The sequence below is a fragment of the Chitinophaga sp. YIM B06452 genome (assembly GCF_039655965.1).
GTDB lineage: Bacteria > Bacteroidota > Bacteroidia > Chitinophagales > Chitinophagaceae > Chitinophaga.
The window spans coordinates 11772-32828 of record NZ_JAWLKY010000001.1 but is presented as its reverse complement, the minus strand read 5'-3'; the positions used below and the strand labels follow the sequence as shown (position 1 = coordinate 32828).

Sequence of the window (21057 nt, the reverse complement as noted above, 5' to 3'; positions counted from 1 at the left end):
ATCATGAAACAACAACTTTCTAAAATATATACGTTGGCGTTAGGAGCCGTATTGTTCCTGGCCGCCTGCAGCGACGACAAGTTCGAGGACATCAACAAGGACCCTAACCGGCCTTCCGATGTGCCTACCACTACCATTCTTTCCCAGGCACAGAAGCAGCTGCTGGATAATATCCGCGGCTCTGCGGGCAACTTCCGCGGCAGCATGCTGTTTGCCCAGTATTTTTCGCAGAACCAGTACACCAATGAAAGCCGGTACGACCTGCCCAGGGCTAATTCAGACGCTTACTGGGACAATGCTTACAAAGCGCTGAACAACCTGGAAGAGATCATCCGCCTCAATTCCGACCCGCTCACGCAGGTGAAGGTGTCCGTAAACGTAGGGCCGAACGCCAACCAGATCGCGATTGCGCGCATCCTGAAATCGTACGCGTTCATTTCCCTTACAGACGCTTTCGGCGATGTGCCTTACAGCTCCTATGGCAGCAGCGATCCTGACTTCCAGGCGCTGAAGCTGAACCCGGCCATCGTGAAACCGAAATATGCTTCGCAGGAAAAGATCTATACAGACATCCTGAAGGAACTGAAAGAAGCGGCCGCCCAGCTGGACGTGAACGCCAATACTTTCGGCAATTACGACGGCATTTATAAAGGCCGGGCCGATCTCTGGAAACGTTTTGCCAACTCACTGCGCCTGCGTGCAGCCATCCGCGTGCGCGCCAAGCTGCCGCAGCTGGCTGAAACGCATATCCAGGAAGCGATTGCGGGCGGGCTTATACAGAGCAACGCGGAAAACGCCGTGCTGAAATACGAAGCCAAAGCGCCCAACGAAGCACCGCTGTACCGCATTACCGTGACAGAGAACCGCCGCGATTTTTCCGTGTCGCACCTGCTGATCAACGTGCTGAAGGGGCAGACAGGGCCTTTCACAGCGCCTGACCCGCGTTTGAAGATCTATGCCCGCGTGAACAAAAACAATGAATACGTAGGCCAGCCTTACGGCCTTAACGCAACTGTGGCTTCCATCCTGAAGGCCGAAGACATCAGCCTGCCGGGCACCGCGGTGAATGCTGCGGATTACGCAGAAGTGCTGCTCGAATATGCGGAAGTGAATTTCCTGTTGTCTGAATACCGCAACTGGAACCAGGCGGATTATGTGAAAGGCGTGCGGGCTTCCCTGGAAAAATGGGGGGCGGACCCGGTGGCCACTACAGCCTACCTGGCGCTGCTGCCGCCTGCCACGCAGGAAACCGTGCTGTCGCAGAAATACCTTGCGCTGTACATGCAGGGCAACGAGGCATGGGCCGATATCCGCAGGACGGGTTATCCCCGCTTCCTCGTGAAGGCCGGCGATGTGGTATGGCCCGCTGCGCCGGGAGAAGCAAGGAACAGGCAATTCATCCCGCTGGTGGGCACTGCGATCCCTGACAGGATCTATTACCCGCAAAAAGAGCAGACGGTGAACCGGGAGAATTACCAGGCCGCGGTAGCCGCACAAGGCAACGACAGGCTGGATACCAAGGTTTGGTGGGACAAGTAAACAGCCATGTTAACTATTGATAGACAAGCGGCAGGAGCGGGAGTTCCTGCCGTTTTTTTTACCTGCGCAGCAATTCCAGCTGCTCTTCGCCGAATTGGAGGAGGGAATCCAACTTCATGTCTGCCAGCACGAACTTTGGTTCGGTCCTTTTGTGGGCTTCGGGCACTACGACTACTTTCATGCGGGCGGCCTTGGCGGCGATCATGCCGGTAACGGAATCCTCGAAAGCAAGGCAGTCCAGGGGATCGGCGCCGAGCTCGCCGGCGCAGGCCAGGTATACGGCGGGATGGGGTTTGCCGTAAGGTTCATATTCGGCGGAAACAACGGCATTGAAGGCGGAACCGATATCCAGGTGGTTGAGTACAGACTGGATGAGGCGCATAGGAGAGGAGGAGGCCAGGCCGATCTTGAAGTTGCGGCTATGGAAGAAATCCAGGATGTAATGAAGGCCTTCCATGCCCTGGCCGTTGTGCAGGATCTTGTCCGTCACACTGTCTATGATCTCAATGGTGACCTGTTCGGGGCTTTTGCTGTTCCAGTTGAAATGGTTGTGCCAATAGCTGACTACTTCCTTGGTTCTCAGCCCGGTAGTGAGGTGGGTTAGTTCAGGGGAAAGGGAAACGCCTACTGTGGAGAATACTTCCCGCATGGCAATGCCCCAAAGGGGCTCAGAATCCACCAGCAGGCCATCCATATCAAAAATCACCGTGTTGATCATATCGTACTTTTTGCGCCGCAAAGGTACGGATAGGCGGGGAAAGGTGTAGCCGTACCTGGAAATGGCCCGCTGATGCGCTTTGCCGGGCGAAGCTCCCTGAGCTGGGGAGCAGCAAAAAGATCTACAGCAGCCCGAACGCCGGGGTGGAAAAGCGCCGGCAGCCAGCACCAGCTGACGCAGGGGAGGAATCCCGCCCGGTTCCGCGCTCCCGCCGCTGAAGAGTGCGACGCAACGGCAGCCGGGCAGGATTTCCCCCGCCGGGCCCCGCCCGTTAGAAATTTTCTAAAATTCATCCCCGTTTTTTATAAAAAAAAGTTTTGAGTTTACATGCCGGACCTATACCTTTGTATTACTCTACAAATTCTATAGGAATATGGGCAATACGACATCAGTAAGAAGAATGAACATGCGCATGTGCTGTTGGTCAGTCTCAACCGACTGAGGAGGACGCTACATATGAATTATCTGAATTCAGAATCATACAACGAACAGCCTCCGACATGCAAAACGGAGGCTGTGTTTTTATAGGCCTGTGCCGGAAGTGTTATGAACACCAATTAAATAACGAGCAATTCAATTTATCATGCAAAGTTTCAGAACCGAACTGGAAAATCCGATCGTAGAAAGGGACATTATTGAACTGGAACAAAAGATCAGGTTGTTTCGCGAAGGCAAAATGTCTGACGAGAAATTCCGCAGCCTCCGCCTTGCGCGCGGCGTGTACGGTCAACGCCAGCAAGGTGTGCAAATGGTGCGCATCAAGCTGCCCTACGGTAAAATGACCCTCCAGCAATGGAAGCGCATTGCCGATATTTCAGACGAATATTCCACCGGTAACCTCCACCTCACTACCCGGCAGGACATCCAGATACACTTCGTGTCTCTGGACAGGACGCCTGAGCTGTGGGCCAAACTGGAACTGGACGATATCACCCTCCGCGAAGCCTGCGGCAACACCGTGCGCAACGTGACCGCATCCGATAAAGCAGGCGTAGACCCGGAAGAACCGTTCGACATCACGCCTTATGCTGATGCCACCTTCCGTTATTTCCTGCGTAATCCCATCTGCCAGGACATGGGCCGTAAATTCAAAATGGCCTTTTCCTCCAGCGAAAAAGATACAGCGCTCACCTTCATGCACGACCTCGGCGTGATCCCTAAGATCCGCATCGTGGACGGCAAGGAAGTGCGCGGCTTCAAAGTATTGGTAGGCGGCGGTCTCGGCGCCCAGCCTTACCTCGCCAAAACTGCCTTCGAGTTCCTGGAGGCAGACCAGCTGATCCCTTACATTGAAAGCGTGCTCCGCGTGTTTGACCGTCATGGCGAAAGGGCCAGCCGTCATAAAGCGCGCATCAAGTTCCTCATCCAGAAGATCGGCATGGAAGAATTTGAGCGCCTTGTGAAAGAAGAATACAAAGCCATCAAATCCAAGACCGTAGCCATCGACTACGTCGCATGGCCTGCAGATGTAGTACCGGCGGATGGTTTCACGGCTCCTGCATACACCATCAAAAACCAGCAGCAGTTCGACGCCTGGAAAAAGACCAACACCTTCGAACAGAAGCAGAAAGATTATTTCGGCGCTTACATCCGCGTGCCGCTGGGCGACATCAAATCGCATACCAGCCGCTGGCTGCTCGAAAGGCTGCGCCCCGTGGTGGCAGATGATGTCCGCGTGACCGTGAACCAGGGCCTGCTGCTGAAATTCGTGCGTGAAGAGAACCTGCCTTACATCTTTTCCCTGCTCGAAGAAGCAGGATTCGCCGCAGCAGGATTCGACAGCGTGGCAGACATCACCGCATGCCCGGGCACAGACACCTGCAACCTCGGCATCTCCAGCAGCACCGGCATTGCCGCTGCCCTGGAAAGCGTGATCCACGAAGAGTTCCCGGACCTCATCTACAACAACGATATCAAGATCAAGATCAGCGGCTGTATGAATTCCTGCGGCCAGCATGGTCTTGCCCACATCGGCTTCCACGGCTCGTCCCTGAAGAGCGGCGGTAAAGTGCTGCCCGCATTGCAGGTACTGCTTGGCGGCGGTGTGCTGACCGACGGCGCGGGAAGGATCTCCGACAAAGTGCTGAAAGTGCCCAGCCGCCGCGGTCCTGACGTACTGCGCACCCTGCTGCACGATTACGAAGCCAACGCGAAGGACAAGGAACTGTTCAACGACTACTACGACCGCAACGGCGAAAAATATTTCTACGAGCTGCTGAAGCCCCTGGCGGACCTCACCAGCCTGAAAGACGGCGACTTCATCGACTGGGGCCAGGCCGAAGGATTCAGCACTGCGATCGGCGTGGGCGAATGCGCCGGCGTGATGATAGACCTGATCGCCACCCTGCTGTTTGAAGCAGAAGAAAAGCTGGAATGGGCCGCGCAGAGCTTTGCGAACAACGCGTGGGCCGACGGCATCTACCATTCCTACGCCTGCCTTATCCAGACGGCCAAAAGCATCCTGCTGGACGAGAACGTGAACTGTAACACACAGCATGGCATCATGAACGATTTCGACAAACATTTTGTCGAAACCGGCAAATTCAAAGTACCCGCTGAAAGCTTCAAGAGCCTGGTGCTGCAGATCAACCAGCACGAGCCTACCGAGAGCTTCGCAAAACAATATTACCAACAGGCAAAAGCCTTCTACGACAAAGCGCAGCAATACCGCACGGAGAAGCAGGCCGCAAGTGCCAATGCCTGATATACCCAACCATAAAAATTGTACGATCATGCAAACACAACAACCGAAAGTGACGCTGGTAGGGGCTGGGCCCGGTGACCCGGAATTGATCACCGTGAAAGGCCTGAAGGCCATCCAGCAGGCACGCGTGATCCTTTACGACGCCCTGTCTAACAACGAGCTCCTCGACCATGCACCGCAGAACTGCCTGAAACGCTTCGTAGGAAAGCGCGCCGGCATGCACGTGTATACCCAGGCGGAGATCAACCGCATGATCGTTAAATATGCTTTGACATACGGCAGCGTAGTACGCCTGAAAGGCGGAGACTCTTTCGTGTTCGGCCGCGGCCAGGAAGAGCTGGCAGCTGCGCAGCAGTACGGCATCGACACGGAAGTGATCCCCGGCATCAGCAGCGCCATCTCCGTTCCCGGGGTCAATAAAATACCCGTTACCGCAAGGAATGTCAGCGAAGGGTTTTGGGTGATCACCGGCACCACGCAGGACGGCAAGCTGAGCCGCGACCTGGAATATGCTATCCAGGCAGATACTACCGTGGTTATTCTCATGGGGATGAGTAAATTGCAGGAGATTGCGGAAATATATGCCAAGCTCGGCAAAGGCCAGGTGCCTGCTGCCATTATCCAGAACGGAACGCTGCCTTCACAGAAGATAGGCGTAGGCGTAGCGCAGGACCTGCCGGTATTTGCGGAAGAGCAAGGGCTGAAGAACCCCGCGATCATCGTGATCGGCGAGGTGGTGCGTTTCCATGAAGCATTCCAGGAACTGCAGACCAAACTGGCCGATAATTATAAACTAGCCGTTTGATCTCATGGAACAGAATCACTTGTTTCCCGTTTTTTTTAAGCTGGAGCACCTCCAGGTGCTGGTAGTGGGCGGCGGCAACGTAGGTTGCGAGAAAGTGTCCGCCATCCTGCAGAACTGTCCTGCCGCCCGCGTAACCGTTGTAGCCACCTGGTTTGCCCCTGAAATGGCCATCATCACCGAAGGTTTCGGCAATGTAACGCTGGTGCAGAAAGAATTCTCCTGCGGGGACCTTTTCGGGAAAGACCTGGTGATAGCTGCCACCGCGGATAAAGAGCTGAACAGCTGCATCTGGGAAAAGGCCAAGGCCTCCAAAGTGCTGATCAATGTGGCGGATACGCCCGCCCTCTGTGATTTTTACCTGGGGTCCGTGGTGCAGAAAGGCAACCTCAAGATCGCCATCAGCACCAACGGCAAATCGCCCACCATTGCCAAAAGGCTGAAAGAAGTGCTGAACGAGGCGATCCCGGAACAGCTGGAAAACGTGCTGCATCACCTGCAGGCCATCCGCGACCGGCTGAAGGGGGACTTTGCGGAGAAAGTAAAAAAACTCAACGAGCTGACCAGCGTGCTGGTGAGCAGGGACTGAACTGATTGATAGATCGATTCATATAAAAGGCTGACCTGAGGCTTCCCGGCTTTGGGTCAGCCTTCGTTTTTGATGGAAGCTGTCCGGGACTGAGGGGAGGAGTGTACGTTTCAGAAAGAACCGGCGGGCTTTTAAGAGGCCCGCCAGTCCGTTTTATTGCTGTTCGTAAAAGAGTGCTTTCAGTTCGCCTGCATCGGCGGGCTTCATTTTCCCGCCCAGGATCAGCCTTAGCTGGCGGCGGCGCAGCGCGCCTTCGAAAAGTTTCTTTTCTTCTTCCGATTCGGCCACTACCGGCGGCACGGGCCGCGATTTGCCGTTGGGGTCCAGCGCCACGAAGGTCATGAACGCTTCATTGGATTTATAGCGGTACTGCAGCACCGGGTCTTCGCCCCAAACCTTCATATGCACTTCGATGGATGTATTGAAGGCGCGGGTCACGATGGCTTCGATGTGCACCACGTTGCCCAGCTTGATGGGGTTTTCGAAAGAAATGTTGTCTACCGAAGCAGTTACCACCGGCGCCGCGCAGTGTTTCATGCAGGCGAGGGCGGCGGCAATGTCCATCCAGTACATCAACCTTCCGCCCATGAGGTTGCCAAAAGTGTTGGTATCGTTGGGGAGCACCAGCTCCGTCATCTGGATCAGGGATTCTTGTGCCTTTTTTGGCGTTAAGGTCATATTAAATATATTTCAGGAGGCAAAATTACGGGAATGCCGTGATAATTCCCGCTGCAATGCACCGGGTACGTTGCCGCTCCGCCATGGGGGCAGGACGGGCAGAATGCTGCCGTTGCATGAAAAGTACAACCCGCTATTTTTTCGTTAATTTTCTGAAACGCTTTGCTGTATTGAATTGTAGCCGGTTTTGGAATGTGCCCCGGGAAATTGAACTTGGGTGCGAGGCAAATTTGTGTATCTTTGCATGACCTTATGGAAGTAAATTACTTGACAGGATACACCAAACAGTCCCGGCAGCACTTCCTCTTTGGTCAAGTAAAAATTTCAGGAACTTAGTTTTTATGGCAAAATATATCTTCGTTACGGGAGGTGTTACTTCCTCATTGGGTAAAGGAATTATCGCAGCGTCCCTCGCTAAGCTATTGCAGGCGCGCGGCTTTAAAGTGACAATTCAGAAATTTGATCCATATATCAATGTGGATCCGGGTACATTGAACCCTTACGAGCATGGGGAATGTTATGTAACCGAAGATGGCGCCGAAACCGACCTGGACCTTGGCCACTACGAGCGTTTCCTGAATACGCCCACTTCCCAGGCCAACAACGTTACCACCGGCCGCATTTACCAGACCGTGATCAACAAAGAGCGCGAAGGCGCTTACCTTGGTAAAACGGTGCAGGTGATCCCCCACATTACAGACGAAATTAAACGCCGCATCCTGCTCCTGGGAAAAGACGGCAAATATGATATCGTGATCACCGAGCTGGGCGGCACCGTGGGCGACATTGAGTCGCTGCCCTACATCGAGGCTGTACGCCAGCTGCAATGGGAGCTGGGCGAAGAAGACTGCCTGGTGGTGCACCTCACGCTGATCCCGTACCTGCGTGCGGCGAAAGAGCTGAAAACCAAGCCCACACAGCACTCTGTAAGGCTGCTCAGCGAAAACGGCGTACATCCTGACATCATCGTGTGCCGCACCGAAGAGCCCATGTACCGCGAACTGAAAAAGAAGATCGCGCTGTTCTGCAACGTGCAGGTAGACGCGGTGATAGAAGCGAACGACGTGGGAACCATCTACGAAGTGCCGCTGGAAATGATGCGCGAAAAGCTGGACGTGATCTGCCTCAAAAAGATGAACCTGCCCGTGGAGAAAGAGCCCGAGCTGGTGAAATGGCGCGAGTTCCTGGACAAGCTGAAATATCCCAAGTCCAAAGTGACCATCGGCCTCATCGGCAAATACGTGGAACTGCAGGACGCTTACAAATCCATCCTGGAATCATTTATCCATGCAGGCGCGGTGAACGAATGCAAGGTGATCGTACAAAATATTCACTCTGAACATATTACGCCTGAAAACGTGTGCGAGAAACTGAAGAACCTCGATGGTTTGCTGGTTGCTCCCGGCTTCGGCCACCGCGGCATTGAAGGCAAGATCACGGCTATCCAGTATGCCCGTGAGAACAACCTGCCTTTCTTCGGCATCTGCCTGGGCATGCAAATGGCGGTGGTGGAATATGCCCGCAACGTGCTGGGCCTGCGCGAAGCGCATTCCACCGAAATGAACCCCGAAACGCCTTACCCGGTGATCAACCTCATGGAAGAACAGAAAAAGGTGACCAAAATGGGCGGCACCATGCGCCTCGGCGCCTATGCCTGCGACCTGAAGCCAGGCTCACAGGCCTCAGCGATCTACGGCGGCACAACGGCCATCAGCGAGCGCCACAGACACCGTTACGAGTTCAACAACGACTTCCTTGAGCAGATGGAACAGGCAGGCATGGTAGCCTCCGGCAAGAACCCGGAAACCGGCCTCGTGGAAATGATCGAATTGCCCGGCCATCCCTTCTTTGTAGGCGGCCAGTTCCACCCCGAGCTGAAAAGCACGGTGGAAAGCCCGGCCCCCCTCTTCGTGAGCTTCATTGAAGCCGCCAAGAACTTTGCCGAAAACAAAAACGGCAAGGCTAAACAGGCCGAAGAGAAAGTGATACATGAATAAAATAATTTTAAAGTGATGCACGGTCGCTGCAGGAGGAGATTTAACAGTTTCCTTTGGCAGAAATCGTGCATCATTATGCCGTAAATATTACCTTTGCTCCTTAAATTTTAATTTTCGACATGGATAGAAATTCGGTCATCGGTTTTGTGTTATTAGGCGCTTTACTGATCGGGTATATTTTCTGGAACCAGAAAAGCTCTGAGAACGCAAGACTGGAAAAGGCCCGCCAGGATTCCATCGCCAACCTGAACAAGCCCAAGGAGGAACAGGCAAAACCCGTGGCAACGCTGAACGATTCCACCGCCGCCGCTACGCCTGATTCCGCGCGCTACAGCGCCGAATACGGCCCGTTTGCAGCAGGCGCTACCGGCACTGAAACCACTGCCACCCTGGAAAACAAGCTCGTAAAGATCACCTTCAGCAATAAAGGCGGCGAACCCAGGCTGATCCAGCTCACGGAGTTCAAATCCTCCGACGGCAAGCCCCTCTTCCTGCAACAAGGCTCCTTTAACAGGACCGGCCTGAAGATCCCCCTGCCCAATAACCAGACGATCAATACCTCAGACGTATACTTCACCCCCGGCCAGCTGGAAAAACATCCCGACGGCAGCCAGAGCATCAGCTACCGCCTTGCCGCCGGCCCTAACCAGTACATCGAGTACCAGTACATGCTGAAGAACGACAGCTACCTGGTGGATTATACGATCAACCTGGTGAACATGCAGAACATCCTGCCGAAAGGCAACCTGAACCTGCAATGGAACAGCCAGGCCGACCGCCAGGAGCACAACATGGAGCAGGAGCGCATGAACAACCAGGTGCATTACCGCTTTGAGGATGAAGGGCACGACTACTTCACCCTGCAGAACAGGAGCGAGGAAAAGCTCAGCAAGCCCATCCAGTGGCTCAGCTTCAAGCAGCAGTTCTTCAACATCACGTACATCGCCAAAAAAGACAAGTTCGCAGCAGCGGAAATACATACCAAAGTACCGCAAAGCGGCAATATCGTAGGCCAGCAGATGACCACCCTGAGCATCCCGTACAACGGCGCATCCAACTACAGCTTCCCCGTGGAAGTGTATTACGGTCCCAATAAGTACAAGACCCTCAAAGCCATGGACATTGGTCTCCAAAAGATCATCCCCCTCGGTTCCGGCATCTTTGCTTTCGTGAAGTATGTGAACATCTGGATCATCATCCCCGTGTTCGACTTCCTGGGCGGCCTTACCAGCAATTACGGCCTCATCATTTTGCTGCTCACCATTTTTATCCGCCTCATCATCGCTCCTTTCACTTACCAGAGCTATGTATCAGCGGCCAAGATGAAAGTGCTGAAACCCGAGCTGGATGAGCTGCGCGCGAAATATAAAGACGACCAGCAGGCATTCGGCATGGAGCAGATGAAGCTCTTCCGCAGCGCAGGCGTGAACCCCCTCGGCGGATGTTTGCCCGCACTGCTGCAGCTGCCCATCCTCGTGGCGATGTACTCTTTCTTCCCCTCTTCCATTGAGCTGCGGCAGGAAAGTTTCCTGTGGGCGAAAGACCTTTCCACCTACGATTCCATCTACAACTTTGGCTTCGACATTCCTTTATACGGCGATCACATCAGCCTTTTCACCATCCTGATGACCATCACCAGCCTTATACTGGCGTTCTACAACCGCGGTATGACGGACCAGAGCAACCCTGTGATGAAATACATGCCATATGTATTCCCGGTAATGCTGCTGGGTATCTTCAACAAACTGGCCGCGGCGCTCACGTACTATTACTTCCTGAGCAACGTGATCAGCATCCTGCTGCAATGGGTGATACAGACATTCATCATCAACCACGACAAGATCCACGCTAAGATCCAGGCGAACAAAGCCAAGCCGGTGACCAAAAGCAAGTGGGCTGAGCGGCTGGAAGAGATGCAGAAACGCCAGCAGGAAATGCAGAAACAACCGAAAAAGAAATAAAATAATTATCCTAAAAAAGGCTCCGCGAAAGGGAGCCTTTTTATTTTACGAATGATATGAGAGTTGTATTACTAGCGGGATTATTACTGGCAGCTGCCAGCAGCTTTGCACAGCCATACAGGCCATCAGCAGAGCGGATCACTGAGACAGTGAAGTATTTATCGTCAGACAAACTGAAAGGCCGCGGAACAGAAGAAAAAGGCGGGAAAAAAGCCAGCGGATTCGTGATGAAACAATTCCGCGGGCTGGGCCTCGAGCCTGGCAATCACGGCGAATGGTACCAGGACTTCACTTTCAGCCGCGGTAAACATAACAACCTGCGCAGCCGCAACGTGATCGGTTTCCTTGACAACGCCGCCGCCTATACGATCATTATCGGCGCGCATTACGATCACCTTGGCACCGCCGGCCTGTTCGACGGCAAATACCCTGCAGGGCAGATACACAACGGTGCGGACGACAACGCTTCCGGCATCGCAGGCCTGCTGGAGCTGGCGCGCTACTACACTTCCAATACTGAAAAAGAACCTTTCAATTTCCTGTTCATCGCTTTCGGCGGTGAAGAGCTGGGGCTGCAGGGTTCCAAATACTACACGAAAAACCCCGTCGATTCGCTGGAAAATGTGCACTTCATGCTGAACATGGATATGATAGGCCGCTATAACCCGGAGCGCGGCGTGGGCATCGGCGGGTATGGCTCCGCCGCCGAATGGCCGGAGATCTTCAAAGGTGTGCAATATGAAGGCATTAAATTCTTTACCGACGCCGCAGGCAAAGGCGGCTCGGACCATCACAGCTTTTACGTGGCCGGCGTACCGGTATTATTCTTCCACACCGGCGGCCACGACGACTACCACAAACCCACCGACGACGCGCCGAAAGTGAAAGCAAAGGAAGAAGCGGGGATATTGGAGATCGCCGTGCAGCTGATCAATAACGCGATGAAGGTGGGGAAGCTGGAGTATAAGGGGGAATAAATGTGATCAGAAGTTATTCCCTGGAAAGTCGATATTGTTAGTTTCGATAAGCATTTTTGTTGTTTTTTGTTAGTTACAACTAACAAAATTTGCTATTTTTGTTGAAATGGTTCAACATATGGAGAAAATTATAGCTAAGTCTAACCTGCTGGTTATGGGGCAAGAGACGACGTTTATCCGTTCGTTAGCCTTTAAGATTGATTGGAAAGACAGGCTGATTGGAATCCTGGGCGCGCGTGGGACCGGTAAAACCACTTTGCTCCTTCAATACATTAAACAACATTTTGGCGTTGGAAATGAGGCGGTATATATCACCTTAGATGATATTTATTTTACAGAAAACAGGTTGGTAGATTTTGCAGAGAAGTTTCGCCAGACAGGTGGTAAAATACTTTTTATTGATGAGGTGCATAAGTATCCGGCCTGGGCCCGGGAGATTAAAAACCTGTATGATTTTTATAAGGACCTGCATATCGTTTTTACGGGGTCTTCCGTTACCGACCTGCTGAGGCAAAATGCTGATCTGAGCAGGAGGGCAGTGCAATACGAACTGTGCGGACTTTCTTACAGGGAATTTCTTGCATTTACGGGTGTAGTGGATATTCCGCCCGTAACGCTGAAAGATGTGCTGAAGAAGCATGTGCAGCTGGCAAATGACTGGCTTACGAAGTTCAGGCCTTTGCAGCATTTTAATGATTACCTGAAGTATGGTTATTATCCATTTTTTTCTGAAAATAAGGATACTTACTTTATCAGGCTGGAGCAGGTTGTAAAATTGATTATTGAAAACGATCTGCAATTCATTGAAGGCTTTGACCCGCATAATAGCAGGAAAGTTTATCAATTATTATATATTCTCGCGACCAATGTGCCTTTCAAGCCCAATATTGCCAAGCTCAGCGAGAAAACAGGCATTAACAGGGCCACACTTGTACAATATATGCACTACCTCGAAAAAGCGCGGCTTATTAATACGCTTACCGCAGCGGGAAAAAGCATTAGTACCCTGCAAAAGCCGGATAAAATATTCCTGGAAAATACCAATTTGCAGTATGTGTTGTCAGTAGAAAATATCGACAAGGGAACGCTGAGAGAATCCTTTTTCCTTAATCAGCTTTATAATGCCGGTCATCAGGCAGACTTGCCGCCGGCGGGCGATTTCCTGGTAGATGAGCGTTATACTTTCGAAATAGGAGGCAGGGGTAAATCGAATGTGCAAATTAAAGACACTGATCATTCCTGGATTGTTTCAGATGATATTGAAGCGGGAGCCTTGAACAAAGTACCGCTCTGGTTATTTGGGTTCTTATACTGAAAAGGCCGGCAGAACGCCGGCCTTTTCAGTAATATCGTCAGGAGAAAAATCAATTACCCTTCGGCTTCGCGGGCATTACTGCCTTCGGATTCCCTTGCTGGGCGGGAGATGCAGCCGGTTCATCTTTCTTTTTCTCTTTTTCTTTATTGTCTTTAGGCTGATCTTTCGGCTGGTCCTTCGGTGTTTCCTTTGCAGGTTCGGTGGGTTCGCCGTAGTCGCGCAGGTCTATGGTTTCGTAGTCGCTGGCGTCGCCGTTGCCGTAGTCTTCCGCTTCTGCGCCGGGTTGCACGTTGCTGTCGTAGTTAAAGTACAGGTCGTTGTGCATATTGGCGGGGATGGGGAATTTGGAGTTGGGGTCGATGCCCAGCGTTTTATCCGCATATACTTTCTGCATGAACAGCGCCCAGATGGGCAGGCCGGTGTTGGCGCCCTGGCCGAGAGCAGTGCTGTTGAAACGGAGGTAGTTGTTGTCGCAGCCTACCCACGCGCCTGCCAGCAGCTGCGGCGTGTAGCCGATGAACCAGCCGTCTGTATTGCTGTTGGTGGTACCGGTCTTGCCGGCCACTTCACCGGGGATGTTGTAACGGAAACGCAGCCTTGCCCCGGTACCGCCGGTGGTGGTTACGCCTTCCATCATCTTCACCATGGTGTAGGCATCAATTTCACTGATCACTTCTTTTTTCTCCGGCACATTTGTTTCCAGGATGTTGCCGTTGCGGTCTTCGATGCGGGTGATATAGATCGGCGTGGTGATCACGCCCCTGGCCGGGAACATGGTGTAAGCCCTCAGCATGTCGAACAGGGAGAGGGTGGAAGTACCCAGCGCGATGGAGGGGTAAGGTTCTATCTTGTTGGACTGGAAGCCGATCTTGGTATTGGCGAAGTTGGCAAAAGCTTTCGCGCCGAATTGTTTGATAAGGTAAGCGCTCACCAGGTTCAGCGATTTAGCCAGCGCGCCCGCCATGGAAATAGAACCGCCCACGCTGCCTTCCGAGTTGGTGGTCAGCGTCCAGTCGCCGATGGTGATGGGTTCGTTCGGCAGCATGGTGTTGGGGTTGAAACCGTTCATCAGCGCAAAACAATAAAGGAATGGCTTGAACGTAGAACCTACCTGGCGCAGTGTTTTGGATACGTGGTCGTTCTTGAAATAACGGAAGTCAGGCCCGCCCACCCATGCTTTCACCTCACCGCTTTCCGGGTCCATGGCCATGAAGCCCGTTTGCAGGATGGCCCTGGAATATTTAATGGAATCCAGCGGGGTCATCACGGTATCGGTCACGTTGAGGTCCGGTTCGGTAAAGCTTTTCCAGGCAAACACCTGCATTTTGGTAGGGGTGTTGAATGCCTTTTCTATCTCTTCGTCGGTGGCTTCATCTTCCTTCATCTGGCGGTAGCGGTCGCTTTCTCTCATGAAAACAGGCAGGTCCTTCACAGCCAGCGGGTCTTTCCATATCTTGCCGGTTTTGATGTTAGCCTGCTGCTGGAAGGCCTTTTGCAGGTCTTTCAGGTGTTTGGCCACGGCTTCTTCAGCATACAGCTGCATGCGCGGGTTGATGGTGGTATATATTTTCAGGCCGTCGCGGTAAAGATTGTATTCGGTGCCGTCTGCTTTTTTGTGCTCCTTGCACCAGGTTTTCAGCTCGGCGCGCAGCACTTCGCGGAAGTAGGGGGCAAGACCTTTGTTATGATCGATCTTGTTGTAACGCAGCACGATGGGCCGGCTTTTCGCCGCTTCGCCTTCAGCTGAGGTAATGTATCCTTCATCCACCATGTTGTTGATCACGGTATTCCGCCTGTCGCGCGCCATTTGCGGGTTCCGGCGGGGATTGTACTGGGTGGAGCCTTTCAGCATGCCTACCAGCGTGGCTGCTTCTTCAACGGAGAGGCGCGCGGGGTCTTTGCTGAAGAAGGTCCTGGCGCCGTTCTCGATGCCGTATACGTTATCGCCGAAGGGTACGGTGTTGAGGTACAGCGTGATGATCTCTTTTTTGGTGAGGTTCCTTTCCAGCTTAATGGCGATCACCCATTCAGACAGCTTTTGAAAGCCGCGCACGAATACGTTGCGGGCGCGGGTCTTGCCCTCGGTATCCTGCTGGAGGTTGAGCGCCAGCTGCTGGGTGATGGTGCTGGAACCGCGTTTTTTGCCGATGAGCAGGTAAAACGGTACCGCAGCAGTGGCTTTGGCGTCGATGCCGGAGTGGCTGTAGAAGTTGCGGTCTTCCGTGGCCAGCAGGGCATTGATCACGTTCTTGGAAATATCCTTGTAGTCTACGTTGGAACGGTCTATCGATAAATATTTTCCCATCAGGGTGCCGTCTTCAGCTATTACCTGGGAGGCGAGGGACGTCCTTGGGTTCTCCAGCTCCTCCATGCTGGGCATATGCCCGATCAGCCGGAGGTTGATGAGCAGCAGGAGCAGCAGGAATGCAGCCACGCCGGCGCCAAAGGCATACCATAATATTTTTACGGATTTTCTCATTAGTATATTTTTCGTCTACTTGATGGACAGATGAAACCTCGCAGAATCCTAAGACCTGGGCATCCTATTAAGCTCGGTTTTATATGTTAAAATATGTGAAACAGTCTGTTTAATGCAAAATTATGCAGTTTTCCCCGGGTTTCATAGGCCGGGAGGCATAGTGCTCCTCCATTGGAGTGCAAATATTATTCCGTTATGTAATTCACGCCGAAGAATTTCTTGTAGCCTTCTATGTCCTTGGTATTGTTCAGCAGGATGAAATTTTCCCGGGATATGATAAAGAATTTGTACTCAGTGGGTTTGATGCGCGGAACAATGTCCGTGGGGGCCTGCCGCACTATTTCATCGAAATAGGTCAGTGCCTTGTCCTCGTCCGGGAAAAGCCGTACGATGACCATGATCTCCGCCGGGGTGAGTACGAAGCTGCTGGCTTCCAGCTTGTCTGCCGGGTGCTTCTCCGCATTGTATTTGGAAAACTGGGCCACGGCTTCGTCTATCAGCACTTTAGACACACGGTTGAAATACATCACCACGAAATGGGGAATGGCTGCCTTTTCGTCTCCCAGTACGTAAGGTGTAACAGGCGGCGGCGGTGGCGGTGGTGGGGCCGCAGCGGCCACTGCTGCTGAATCCGTGCCTGTTGTTACCGTTGAATCCGCGCCTTTCGCCACGGTTGCAGCAGAATCGGGCAGGTTGGGCTTGGGCGTTTGCCAGGGATAACGGATGCTGATATTCTCGTCTACAGCAGCGGTGCTGCTGCTGTCTCTCGTTACCTGCAGCTGTGCGAGGTATTCCGTGATCTGCTGGCGGCGGTTCAGCACTTCCTGGATGGCCTTGGCCTGCTCCAGGATGGGCAGGTCGCCGGGATATTTGGCGATGATCCCTGCTATAGCGGCTTTGCCGGAATCTTCCGAGGCCGTTTTAACGATGGTCATGGCCTCCAGCATATCGAATTTGGCTTGCAGGGAGCTGTAACCGTAAGCGGAATCGGCGTATTTGCGGAGCACGGCCACGGTATCGTAATTGCCCGCGCGGTATGCATTGTAGGCGGCTTCGTAAATGGCGCTCACGGCGCTGGTCTTGGCCTTGTCCTCGTCTTTCGGCAGGCCGAATTGCAGGATGTTGGCGAAGTTGGTGCCGGGGTATTGGGTGAGGATGAGCTGTTTGTAACGGGTGGCTTCCTGGGTGTGGTTCAGCCGGTTGTGCCAGATGTAGAGGGAATACAATTCTTCGATCCTGCGCGGGTTGTCGGGGAATTTATCCAGCAGGGAATCGTAGGTGATAATGGCCTCGCGGGGATCGTCCAGCTTGTCGTTGTAGATCTTGCCAAGGTCGTACCATGCTTCCAGCTGGCGGGTACGCGATTCTGCCAGCTTTTCAGGCGTATTGGGCAGGTTTTCTGCCAGCAGCGAGGTGTTGATGCTGTCTGCCGGGAGGCTGGCTATAGCGGCCGCAGGATCGGTTTCCGGGGCGGTTTCGGGCACGGCCGCATTGTTGCCGGCGGCCAGCAGGTTGCGGCTCTGGCTGCGGCGCCAGTTGTCTGCCAGCGCACGGTTGCCCCAGCGGCGTTTGAATTCTGAATAACCGGTGCTTTTGGTGCTGGCATTATAGAAATACCAATCTCCGCCGGCGTCGGGAGCGGGGCCGAAGGAGGGGCTGCTGTAGCCGCTGTTGGTGGTAAACTTAGGCTGCGAATCGCCATTGTCAGTGGTGCCGCCGCCTTTGCCCTTTTCAGGAGCGGCTTTGGCGGCTTTGATGGCAGCCACCTGTTTGGCCAGCATGGAGTCGCGCAGGGCCGGAGAAAGTGCGGCGAGGGTTTGCAGGCTGTCTTCCAGGTGCATGATGCGCAGCTTTTCCGTTACTTCTGCCAGCGCTTCTTTGCGGGCGGCCACGAGCTTGGCTTCTTCAAAATCAGTCCCCATGACCAGGGAGGTGCTGTCGTAATATTTTTGTGCGGAGGCGTAATCTTTGCGCGCGTAATAAATGTCCGCCATGCCTTTGTAGGTCAGGGTTTTCTGGAGCATGTTGGCGCTTTCCACCTTCAGCGATTTTTCCAGGAATGCGATGGCACGTTCGGGCTGTTCGTTGGCGCAGAGGGCGGCCATCTGGTAATATATCGCGTCGCGGAAGGGGATGAACCTTTCTTTGCGCAGCATGCGCTGCAGGGCGGCGATGCTTTCTTCGAGGCTGCCGCCGTTGGCTTTTACGTTGGCCTTGGCGATCTGCACGCGGGCGTTGAAGTCCATCGTAGCGTCGGGCTTCAGGGCTATCACATGGCGGAAGGCGCTGATGGCGGAATCCTGCCGGTCCTGTGAGGCATAGAGCTGGCCGAGTATGAAGTTCATGCGCGCTTTCTGGGCGCGGCCGCTGTTGGACTTTTTAATGGCTTCTTCAAGCGGGGCGATGGTTTGGGCATAGTTGCCCTGTTTGTAAAAGCGCCATGCCTGCAATTCCGCCAGCTGGCCGTTCAGCCGCTTCGGGAAATAAGGGTCGGATACGAGGATGTTCAGCAGCGACTGGGCCTCGTCGTGTTTGCCTTGTTCCAGGAAAGCGCGGGCCTGCCAGAGAAAAGCGTCATTGCGGGCGGATTTGTGCCGGAATTGGCGGCTGAACCAGTTCTTTTGTTTTTCCCGGGTGGAGATAGACAGCCGGTCGTCTTCGCTGCGCCCCACCACGGTATTGTATTCTGATTTCTTTTTAGGGGCGAAGGTGGTGTTGATGTACTGGAAAGTATTGTTGGCATTCTCCCAGTCGCCTTTGTAATAGTAGGCCTTGCCGATGAGCAGGAAGCAGTCGTCTATCCAGCGGCCGCGCGGGTCGTGGATCTGCACGGCTACAGACGCTTTCTGGATTACGGAATCCAGCTCGCCGGAGTTGAGATTGAGCTTTTCTACGGTAAAGGGGTAGAAGGGAAGGAATACATTGTAATTGTCCTGGCGCTGGGCGTTGATGCCGGCAAGCACCTTTTCCAGCCTGAGTTTCGCGTGATAATAGTAGTTGTAACGGGTCACAGTGTTCTGAACCACCCTCCTGGTGACGGAAAAGGGCTTCTCGAGCATTTTTTCGGAAGGGGGGCGGCGGTCTTCCTTTTTCACAGGTTTGCCGCCAGTCTGATTTTGACCAAATACCGCCAGGGCACCTGAACACAAAACCACACTTAACACACAGGCGCGTATATATAAGGATCTAGAACAATTCATGTAAAGCCAGGGTCAGTAAAAACTACTAATCTATGTATAACTCTGTTAGAGAAAAAAATATTTTAAAGATAGGAAAGTTTCTTTTTCAGAACTAAAGGCCAATTTACAAACTTTGTTCCGGATAGCCGAGGATATTATAACTTTCGCTAATGAAAAGAAGCGGAGCCCTGGCGTTTGTTAAGAACCCTCTAAACCTTATTTCAGCAGGAAAAAGCCATCTCCGAAACAGGCACAAGCCGGCCCGGAGACTTTTTACGGGGCAAAGGTCCTTGTATTTTGTTAATTGGATGACCAGCTATTTGGCCGTATAGGTCAAAATTCATTAGCTTTATATGAAAACTTACTCATTATCAATGTCTAAAAGTCAAAACATTGAGGAGCAGCTGCAATGGAGGATGTTACAAAATGGCGATATGAGTGCTTTAGCCTATTTCTATAATAAATATGTGCACCTCATATTTAATTATGGGCAAAGGATCACCAGGGAAGATGATTTGATTGACGATGCCATACAGGACCTTTTCATTCGCATCTGGCAAAAACGAGAGAATTTAACAGTCCCTAATGCAGTTGAGTATTACCTGATCAAATCCTTCAGGAATATCCTGCTCAGAAAGTTAACCCAAAGAGGTAAAAGGGCTCATAGTGAGCTGGAAGAGGAACGGGTATCTGGCGCTGAACCTTCTTTCGAAGCACAATTGATCATGGAAGAGCGTTCAGTTGAGGTGGATGAAAAATTAAAAACCGCCTGGCACCAATTGCCTGCCAGGCAAAAGGAAGCCTTGTACCTGCGTTTTTATACAGATGCTTCATATGATGAAATAGCGGCTATTATGGGCATTTCGGTGAGAGCTACCTATAAAACGGTTTTCAGGGGCCTGGAGAAACTGAGGGAAATGGTGGTCATCACACTGCTGTTGCTTCTTTCCGTTGGGGGGATATATATTTTTAAAGAACTGCAGCTTTCAATGGGTAAAATATCTGCGGCGGGTTGTCTTTTTTATAAAATGCATAAAATTGTACCTTCGAATGATGGTACCAGGAGAGGTTTATGAAAAATGATCATTCAATAGGAACCTACGCGGGATATGGGCTGGATGATTTCCTGGCGGACGATAATTTCCTCAAGTGGGTAAAAAAGGATCTTCCAGAGGATAGGGAATTCTGGCAAAGTTTTTTGCACGCTTATCCTCATAAAGAGCAGGAAGTGCGGGAAGCGCACAGGCTGCTTAGCAGGTTAAAGTTTGTCGAAACGCCCCCCGACCATACGCGGTACCAGCGTATCTGGGAAAATATACAATCTGCTGCGGAAGCGCCTGAAACGCCTGTGCGCCGGATATCGATGAGAAGGATATGGATATCTGCCGCTGCTTCTGTGCTGATCGTGCTATCGCTGGGAACGTGGTGGCTGAACAGCAGGGAACTTACAATGCAGACAGGCCGGGCTGATGTGCAGGATCTTGTGCTGGCCGATCAGTCAACCGTGACCTTGAACGCAAATAGCAGCCTGGTTTATCATAAGAACTTTAACCGTGCATCTAAACGGGAAGTATGGTTAAAAGGAGAGGCTTATTTTAATGTTAAACATATTGCGGAGGGGGCTTCCGCCGCTCCCCGCCGTTTTGTTGTACATACGCCCCAACTTGACCTGGAGGTATTGGGCACCGCCTTTAATGTAAACACCCGCCGCTCTGCCACCCATGTGATGTTAGCACATGGCAGCGTTCGCGTCCACTTCCGGGACGGGCAATATGAGGACCAGCTGCTTAAACCCGGCGAAATGCTGGAATTCACACCAGGCAAAGCACCTGTATTGCATAAAGCCGTAGATTCGCTTAACATCAGTTCATGGAGAAATAAACGTTTCGTTTTTTCCAATACCCCCTTAAATCTGGCGTTGCAGCAGATTGAGGATTTTTACGGTTGCACAATAACTGTAAAGGATACTGCCCTATTCCGTTACAGGATCTCCGCAACACTAACGGCCCCTCCCGTGGAGGAACTGGAAACAGCCCTTTCCGCCGCATTGAATATGAAAGTAACCAAGAAAGGAGATGAGTTTGAGATCGCCGGTATGCAGAAGTAGCCCCTTCATCAT

At 52.6% G+C, this 21057-nt stretch carries 14 protein-coding genes; 10 read left to right on the top strand and 4 right to left on the bottom strand.

Annotated features, from left to right (window positions below; genetic code table 11):
- The first annotated feature begins 3 nt into the window (after positions 1 to 3).
- On the top strand, positions 4 to 1539 hold the full coding sequence (locus tag R3I13_RS00085) for a SusD/RagB family nutrient-binding outer membrane lipoprotein (protein WP_346315862.1): 1536 nt from the start codon (positions 4 to 6) through the stop codon (positions 1537 to 1539).
- Between the two features lie 58 nt (positions 1540 to 1597).
- Here the strand turns inward: R3I13_RS00085 and hxpB are convergent, their stop codons facing one another.
- The gene (gene hxpB / locus R3I13_RS00080) at positions 1598 to 2257 is read right to left on the bottom strand and encodes a hexitol phosphatase HxpB (protein ID WP_346315861.1); all 660 of its coding nucleotides are present in this window, start codon (positions 2255 to 2257) and stop codon (positions 1598 to 1600) included.
- A 583-nt stretch (positions 2258 to 2840) separates the two neighbouring features.
- Here hxpB and R3I13_RS00075 point away from each other — a divergent pair.
- Genes R3I13_RS00075 through R3I13_RS00065 form a run of 3 tightly spaced genes read left to right on the top strand, consistent with a single transcriptional unit; the run spans position 2841 to position 6352 of the window.
- Positions 2841 to 4961: a nitrite reductase gene (locus R3I13_RS00075; RefSeq protein WP_346315860.1), complete on the top strand. Its 2121-nt coding sequence runs from the start codon at positions 2841 to 2843 to the stop codon at positions 4959 to 4961.
- 28 nt (positions 4962 to 4989) lie between these two features.
- Positions 4990 to 5766, top strand: coding sequence for a uroporphyrinogen-III C-methyltransferase (gene cobA, locus R3I13_RS00070; protein WP_346315859.1), 777 nt, complete (start codon positions 4990 to 4992; stop codon positions 5764 to 5766).
- A 4-nt stretch (positions 5767 to 5770) separates the two neighbouring features.
- Positions 5771 to 6352, top strand: a complete 582-nt coding sequence (locus R3I13_RS00065; RefSeq protein ID WP_346315858.1) for a bifunctional precorrin-2 dehydrogenase/sirohydrochlorin ferrochelatase — start codon at positions 5771 to 5773, stop codon at positions 6350 to 6352.
- 153 nt (positions 6353 to 6505) lie between these two features.
- On the opposite strand, the gene R3I13_RS00060 is transcribed toward R3I13_RS00065, so the two are convergent.
- The gene (locus tag R3I13_RS00060) at positions 6506 to 7030 is read right to left on the bottom strand and encodes an acyl-CoA thioesterase (protein WP_346315857.1); all 525 of its coding nucleotides are present in this window, start codon (positions 7028 to 7030) and stop codon (positions 6506 to 6508) included.
- A 341-nt stretch (positions 7031 to 7371) separates the two neighbouring features.
- Between R3I13_RS00060 and R3I13_RS00055 the strand changes: the two genes are divergently transcribed.
- The 4 genes from R3I13_RS00055 to R3I13_RS00040 all read left to right on the top strand — a co-directional run bounded on the left by R3I13_RS00055 (position 7372) and on the right by R3I13_RS00040 (position 13280).
- Positions 7372 to 9027, top strand: a complete 1656-nt coding sequence (locus R3I13_RS00055) for a CTP synthase (protein WP_346315856.1) — start codon at positions 7372 to 7374, stop codon at positions 9025 to 9027.
- A gap of 119 nt (positions 9028 to 9146) precedes the next feature.
- Entirely contained in the window at positions 9147 to 10988 is a 1842-nt protein-coding gene (yidC, locus tag R3I13_RS00050) for a membrane protein insertase YidC (protein WP_346315855.1), read from the top strand.
- 56 nt (positions 10989 to 11044) lie between these two features.
- The gene (locus R3I13_RS00045; protein ID WP_346315854.1) at positions 11045 to 11965 is read left to right on the top strand and encodes a M20/M25/M40 family metallo-hydrolase; all 921 of its coding nucleotides are present in this window, start codon (positions 11045 to 11047) and stop codon (positions 11963 to 11965) included.
- A 118-nt stretch (positions 11966 to 12083) separates the two neighbouring features.
- Positions 12084 to 13280: an AAA family ATPase gene (locus tag R3I13_RS00040; protein WP_346315853.1), complete on the top strand. Its 1197-nt coding sequence runs from the start codon at positions 12084 to 12086 to the stop codon at positions 13278 to 13280.
- Positions 13281 to 13329: 49 nt separating this feature from the next.
- On the opposite strand, the gene R3I13_RS00035 is transcribed toward R3I13_RS00040, so the two are convergent.
- Both R3I13_RS00035 and R3I13_RS00030 read right to left on the bottom strand, forming a co-directional pair.
- Positions 13330 to 15759, bottom strand: a complete 2430-nt coding sequence (locus R3I13_RS00035) for a transglycosylase domain-containing protein (RefSeq protein ID WP_346315852.1) — start codon at positions 15757 to 15759, stop codon at positions 13330 to 13332.
- A 185-nt stretch (positions 15760 to 15944) separates the two neighbouring features.
- Positions 15945 to 18854, bottom strand: coding sequence for a tetratricopeptide repeat protein (locus tag R3I13_RS00030; RefSeq protein ID WP_346315851.1), 2910 nt, complete (start codon positions 18852 to 18854; stop codon positions 15945 to 15947).
- Between the two features lie 437 nt (positions 18855 to 19291).
- On the opposite strand from R3I13_RS00030, the gene R3I13_RS00025 reads away from it, so the two are divergent.
- Together R3I13_RS00025 and R3I13_RS00020 are read left to right on the top strand one after the other, a co-directional pair.
- The gene (locus tag R3I13_RS00025) at positions 19292 to 20014 is read left to right on the top strand and encodes a sigma-70 family RNA polymerase sigma factor (RefSeq protein WP_346315850.1); all 723 of its coding nucleotides are present in this window, start codon (positions 19292 to 19294) and stop codon (positions 20012 to 20014) included.
- A complete protein-coding gene (locus R3I13_RS00020) occupies positions 20011 to 21045 on the top strand; it encodes a FecR domain-containing protein (RefSeq protein WP_346315849.1) in 1035 nt (344 codons plus the stop codon). The genes R3I13_RS00025 and R3I13_RS00020 overlap by 4 nt, the downstream gene beginning before the upstream one ends.
- Positions 21046 to 21057 lie beyond the last annotated feature (12 nt).